This is a genomic window from Microcystis sp. M079S1 (assembly GCF_020246425.1).
In the GTDB taxonomy this organism is placed as follows: Bacteria; Cyanobacteriota; Cyanobacteriia; order Cyanobacteriales; family Microcystaceae; genus Microcystis; species Microcystis aeruginosa.
Genome location: NZ_JADBSZ010000097.1, coordinates 1 through 5,715, shown reverse-complemented (window position 1 = coordinate 5,715; position 5,715 = coordinate 1). Strand labels below are relative to the sequence as shown.

At 41.4% G+C, this 5,715-nt stretch carries 5 protein-coding genes and 1 pseudogene; 2 read left to right on the top strand and 4 right to left on the bottom strand.

Features of this window, described 5'->3' with window-relative positions:
• The 3 genes from IM456_RS23220 to IM456_RS05950 all read right to left on the bottom strand — a co-directional run.
• Positions 1–56 (bottom strand): helix-turn-helix domain-containing protein (locus IM456_RS23220; RefSeq protein WP_072024880.1); only part of this gene is annotated, 56 nt, incomplete at its 3' end.
• Positions 57–208: 152 nt separating this feature from the next.
• Positions 209–1,312 carry a T3SS effector HopA1 family protein gene (locus IM456_RS05955; RefSeq protein ID WP_149988274.1) on the bottom strand — a complete coding sequence of 368 codons (1,104 nt, stop codon included), beginning with the start codon at positions 1,310–1,312 and terminating at the stop codon, positions 209–211.
• Between the two features lie 24 nt (positions 1,313–1,336).
• The gene (locus IM456_RS05950; protein WP_149988275.1) at positions 1,337–2,506 is read right to left on the bottom strand and encodes a phosphotransferase; all 1,170 of its coding nucleotides are present in this window, start codon (positions 2,504–2,506) and stop codon (positions 1,337–1,339) included.
• A 358-nt stretch (positions 2,507–2,864) separates the two neighbouring features.
• On the opposite strand from IM456_RS05950, the pseudogene IM456_RS05945 reads away from it, so the two are divergent.
• A pseudogene (locus IM456_RS05945) lies at positions 2,865–3,305 on the top strand (alpha/beta fold hydrolase); the annotation flags it as partial.
• Between the two features lie 232 nt (positions 3,306–3,537).
• Here IM456_RS05945 and IM456_RS05940 read toward each other — a convergent pair.
• A complete protein-coding gene (locus IM456_RS05940) occupies positions 3,538–4,488 on the bottom strand; it encodes an undecaprenyl-diphosphate phosphatase (RefSeq protein ID WP_149988277.1) in 951 nt (316 codons plus the stop codon).
• 210 nt (positions 4,489–4,698) lie between these two features.
• Here IM456_RS05940 and IM456_RS05935 point away from each other — a divergent pair, with 210 nt between their 5' ends.
• Positions 4,699–5,430 carry a glutathione peroxidase gene (locus IM456_RS05935; RefSeq protein WP_149988278.1) on the top strand — a complete coding sequence of 244 codons (732 nt, stop codon included), beginning with the start codon at positions 4,699–4,701 and terminating at the stop codon, positions 5,428–5,430.
• Positions 5,431–5,715: the final 285 nt, after the last annotated feature.

Sequence of the window (5,715 nt, the reverse complement as noted above, 5' to 3'; positions counted from 1 at the left end):
AATAGCGACTCTTGTTCGGGTGTGGGGTAAAATCGAAACGAATAGGCTTTTTCCATACCTCACATTTTAGCATATATTTCGTAAACGATGCTCATATTTAACAGTAAAGCCGTCGTAGAACGACGGGGTTTCAGACCCAAAATTTTCGATGAGGCTAAAATCTACCGACGGGCCGATCGCTCTTTGATTCCCAGATAGGCGACTAATATCAGCCTGCCAACTCTAATCCCTGATAAACATCCTCAGAATCAGCATTCAAATAAGGACGCTGCCAATCAATCCCCAACCCAGAAAACTGCTCAGAAATAGCAGTAATCCGACCCGCCGCAGAATTGTCCTCCTGTTGCCAAGCCATCAATAACCCATTGGCTATAATCTGACAGCGATTCATCCCAAAACTCTCCTCACTGCCAAACTTTTTGTCCGGTTCTTCCGCCAACCCCAAACCCGGTGCTAACTCCAGAGTAAACAAAGGTATTTCTGGCTTAAAAACAGACTGATTTTCTTGATAAACATGAGCCACCACCTGCCTGACCAACTCATAATCTGTTTTGCCAAAATAAAGCACCCCAGCATCATATCGTTGATAATCAACTGGATTATATAAAGCCTTAAAACTAAAAGGAATCCCCCTCTGATTTAACCTTTCAGTCAACCCAGTCATCACAGCCACCGCGCCTTCGGGAGTAACATTAAAATAGAGCCGCACCATAGCTTCCTCTCTCTGTAAACCGGCATTACCCACCGCCATATAAAAGCCATTTTGTACAAAATTCTTAGGCATCAAAATTGACACAACAGCACCCACTGCCGCCGCTTGCTCAGACTCTTGAAGATGCTTTTCCCGTTGGATATGCAGTCGCAAACCGCCCTTAGTCACAGCCAAACTGCCATCGGTTTCCTCTCTCAAAATTGACCAACCTGAATCAAAATATCCCTCCCCCTTGTTCGCTGCTTCCAACTGTAAATAAAAGTCCATAGCTACGCCAGCAAAACTATTATTCTCCAAATCTAATTGCTGACCCTTATTCTCAGAACCTAATGCTTGCGATGCTTGCATCGACCCATTATAATAAATGCCATAAAGAAAACTCCTCAACTGTAAGCTCATATATTTATCCTGTATTTCCTTCGGTAAAGCCTGAATCCGAGACAACATCTCAGCAGGCATTTTCCAGGGTTGATAGTTAGGATGACGAATCGAAAAATCAGCGGAAATTTCGAGATTTTCAACAATATCTAGCAAAACTTCCTTTAACCGACCTCTAACCTCAGGGGCTAAATGATGGAATTGAGAATTAAGTAATGACATAATTTTTCAAGATACTCAACGATATTAAACTTGGCCAACAACAGAAGAATTTATCTGATTTAACTGAGTAGCAGTAGCCCCAAAAATCGTAGGCATTGATGATTCAGGACGACATAACAAAGCCTTGGCTACCTGAAGCATAGCAATTCCGGTATTATTAAAGATTTTTTGATACTGAACCATGGCCAAAATTGCAATAATTAAAGAAAAACCGGCCAACTGGACTACTTGCTTTAAGAAATCAGGACGATATTCTAAGATTTCTGGGAAAGTTTCTAAATAAGCTAAAGTTAACCCACCGATAGATGGCTGCAGTAATTCTAGGGGAGTAGTGGCTAGTCGCAGAGACTCTTCAATACTGAGAGAATTACTAATCACCAAGCTACCCAACCAAATTTGTAGATAACTAGCGATCGCCATTCCCAAATCAAATGCTGGATCTCCCCAATCAGACCTTTCCCAATCAATCAACCGGATCCCATTTCCATTAATATCTTCCCAGTTTCGATTCAGAAGAATATTATTCAGCTTGATGTCATTGTGAGTCAGACAAATAGGAGAAATAGTTTCACTGGCTCGATGAACTGCTTCTCCTAAGCTATCATATCGTTGATAAAGTGCAAAAAATTTCAATCCATCCATCGGAGCCATGCCAAAAATTTCAGGACCGATCCTTTCCAAACTCTCTAATAATAGCGGAGATACTTTCGGTTTTCCAGCAAACTCTTCTTTGACAAAAAATTCCCGATAAATACTCTGATTCCATGTATCACGGTGAATTGTCGCCAAACAACTGCCGATTTGAGTAGCAACCTGAGCCGGAAAGAGATTCTCTTTAGAATAAAACTCTGCTAAATCCTGATAATTATCCAGATAAGTAGAAACTAAAATTGAGTTATCAGCATCGTGGAGCAGTAATTCTGGCAGAAAACTACGCCAATGGTCAATTTCAGGAAAGTTCTCTAGAAATTTGGGGATTCGCCATTCCCCAAAAAACTCACCCACCGTTTCCTTTTCTAAATTAATAAATTGTTCTTGTTTAACCAGTAACTTTCGCCCCTCTGGTAAAGTCACTAATAAGTTAAAATTTTTAGCTTGAATCTGCTCTACTCCGGGATTTTCTAGAAAGCGATTACAGATTTTTTGGTCGATTAAATAGTCATAAACATTTTGAGAACTTAACACAAATTTCATAATTACAATTATTCTCAAATATTGCTGATCTGTTTTTAAGTGGGTGGGTGGAATTAAATATAAGATGAACGTAGGTTGGGTTGAAGCATGAAACCCAACGCCCGATCATGTTACGCTACCGCTAACCTATCTTCCAAATAATTGTGCCTACCTACTTATTGATTTTAATCATAATTGATGATAGCCTTATTGCCAAGCTATTCATCTGCATTAAAAAAACATAATTAACACAATTATGTCTAAACTTCAACTAATCGCGCCAGTCAACCTACCTGTTAGATTGGTTTAGGGCTAATTGCGATCGCTCCATAGACAAAAAAAACCAGTTTCTCAACTAGAAACCGGGTTTCTCCACAGGGACAAGGCGGCTTTTGCTGCCTTCCATAAATTCGGTAAGTATGTGGTACGGTTTCGTTATGATTGATTTTTAAAAGTACCTTTTGCCGATCGATTATTTATGGCGAGATTCTTGCATCGATCGATCCCAAAATCGGAAAGAATTGCTTTTTTAGAAGATTTTTTAGCGGCAGATTACGAGGCCGCTCTAGGCACAATTTATACATCTGTGAGTAAAAAAGCAGTGGAAATTATGCCAGGTAAATTTGCTGAGATTAAGGTACCAACTCTTTTAGTATCAGGGGAAAAAGATATTATTATCCCTGCCAAAATGGGCAAAATGGCGGCGGATTTGAATAATAATATCCAGTATGTGGAGATGGCTAATACTGCTCACTTTCCCATGTTAGAAGATGCCCCTACTTATCTAAAAAAATTGCAAGATTTTTTAGAAATTAATTAGGGCTGGCTGAATGAATCTAAAACCATTGTTGGGTAAGACTTTTAGACTTTTTGTCAATCAAAAAGTGCCAGATATGGGAGTGATCTGGGGGAAAATTCAGGTACTTTTTCCCTGAAAATTAGGTAATTGACCAGATGAAAATCTGTAAAAACCTACACCCCACACCCCACACCCCACACCCTGTCCCCACGAAAAACTTTTTGCCGCAAACCCTAATTAGAATGCCAAAAGGTCAGGAAAAACGCCCCCAGGCCACACCAATCAGGATAGTAACCCCGAAAAAGAGACGATACCAGACAAAAACCCAGGTACTCTGTTTTTTGAGATAATCTAATAACCAAGCGATCGAAAGATAGGAAAATATCGCCGAGGAAATTACCCCAATAGCGAGGGGAATTAATTCACTGGTGTTAATCTGGTCGAGAACGCCTTTAAATTCCACTAAACCGGCTAAAGTTATCGCCGGAATCCCCAGCAGAAAGGAAAATCGCGCCGCTACGGCCCTTTCTAAACCCATGAATAACCCGGCAGTTAAGGTGGACCCAGAACGAGATACACCCGGTATGAGGGCTAAAGCTTGGGCTAATCCCATTAAAACCCCGTCTTTTTGTCGCAAAGTCTCAAAACTGCGTTTATGTTTCCCGATTTTTTCGGCCGTAGCTAAGAGTAAAGACATGACTATAGAGGCACAGGCGATCGCTGTCATGCTTCTCAGGGGGGAATTATCTAAATCGGGAATGAAAAGTTTCATTAACAAACCGAAGAAAACGATCGGAATTGTGCCTAGGATAATCCCCACGGCCAAACGAAAATCCTGGGAACGATAATCGGAACTAGCCACCGCTTTCACCATTCCTGTGGATATTTGCCTTAAATCCTGCCAAAAATAGGACAATACCGCCGCAATACTGCCCAATTGAATCACTGCCGTATAGGTGACACCGGGATCTCCCCAACCCAAAAAGACGGGAATCACTTTTAGATGAGCGGTACTGCTAATCGGCAAAAATTCCGTCACTCCCTGCACAAATCCCAAAAAAATCGCCTGTAACCAGTTAATTTTTGCCAGAGGTATGGCGCTAGTGGTTGATTGGGCAATGGCGGCGGGTGTAATCGCCAAAATCACCGTTATTATCGCTAGTCCTAGCCATTTATAGCTTTTTTTCAGGAAGGAAAACATCATTTTTCAGTAAAAAAAGGGGATAGGTGTGGGGTGTGGGGAAATTAACTAATCAATATTACTGCCTTTTGTCTATTTCCCATTCTCCTGTCTCCTGTCTCCTATCTCCTAATTTAAGCATAAATACTTGTTGACAACTCATAGTCGTTATGAGTACACTTAATTTAGACAAACTCAAAATGAGTACGACTTAGCAATTAGGAGTTGACGATTATGCTACCAAACCGAGAAGGGCAGAGAGTTCCCGATGTCACCTTTCCTGTACGTCAAAATAATCAATGGGTGAACATCACCAGCGAGGAATTATTCAAAGGAAAAACCGTTGTTCTTTTTGCCTTACCCGGGGCATTCACTCCCACCTGTTCCACCTCCCATTTACCCGGATATAACGAATTAGCCCCAGTTTTTCGGGAAAATGGCGTAGATACTATTGTTTGCTTGTCGGTGAATGATACCTTTGTCATGAACGAGTGGGCAAAAGACCAAGAATGTGATAATGTCGTCTTGATTCCCGACGGTAACGGCGAATTTAGCGCAGGAATGGGGATGTTAGTCGATAAAGCTGACTTAGGTTTCGGTCAACGTTCTTGGCGCTATTCGATGCTAGTCAAAGATGGTGTTATCGAGAAAATGTTCATCGAACCGGAAGAACCGGGAGATCCTTTCAAAGTCTCCGATGCAGAAACGATGTTACACTACATCAACCCAGAAGCCAAAAAACCGCCTTTAGTCTCTCTTTTCTCGAAAGTGGGCTGTCCCTACTGCCTCCGGGCTAAGAAAATGTTAGAAGAAAAAGGGCTACAATACGAAGAAATTATCCTCGGACGCGATGCCACCAGTCGTTCTCTGCGGGCCATGAGTGGCAATACCACCACCCCGCAAGTCTTCATTAACGGGCAATTAATTGGCGGTTCGGAAGAATTAGCGGCTTATTTGGGAGCATAATCAATCAGTTAGACCTCAAGTCATCTTTCCATTGCAACTGGAGAGATATCTGTGAGAGGTTTTGCCCGGGCAAGTTAGAGCTTTTTTGTTGGGTGTGATTGTAGTCTGATGTATTTCGTTAATCATTTATAGCGTTTCTCAGTCTTATCGAAAATTTGGGTTAAAACCCCGTCCTTTTAGGACGGCTTTAAGCTACAATGGAAAAAGCGATAACCAAGCTAAAAACTGAACCTTGACAACAGATAGTAGGGGGTTTTGTTCAGAAAAGAATTCAAATTCGGCCTT

Coding starts and splice junctions, on each gene's coding strand:
- IM456_RS05955 (WP_149988274.1), bottom strand. CDS start 1,312: ATGTCATTACTTAATTCTCAATTCCATCATTTAGCCCCTGAGGTTAGA.
- IM456_RS05950 (WP_149988275.1), bottom strand. CDS start 2,506: ATGAAATTTGTGTTAAGTTCTCAAAATGTTTATGACTATTTAATCGAC.
- IM456_RS05940 (WP_149988277.1), bottom strand. CDS start 4,488: ATGATGTTTTCCTTCCTGAAAAAAAGCTATAAATGGCTAGGACTAGCG.
- IM456_RS05935 (WP_149988278.1), top strand. CDS start 4,699: ATGCTACCAAACCGAGAAGGGCAGAGAGTTCCCGATGTCACCTTTCCT.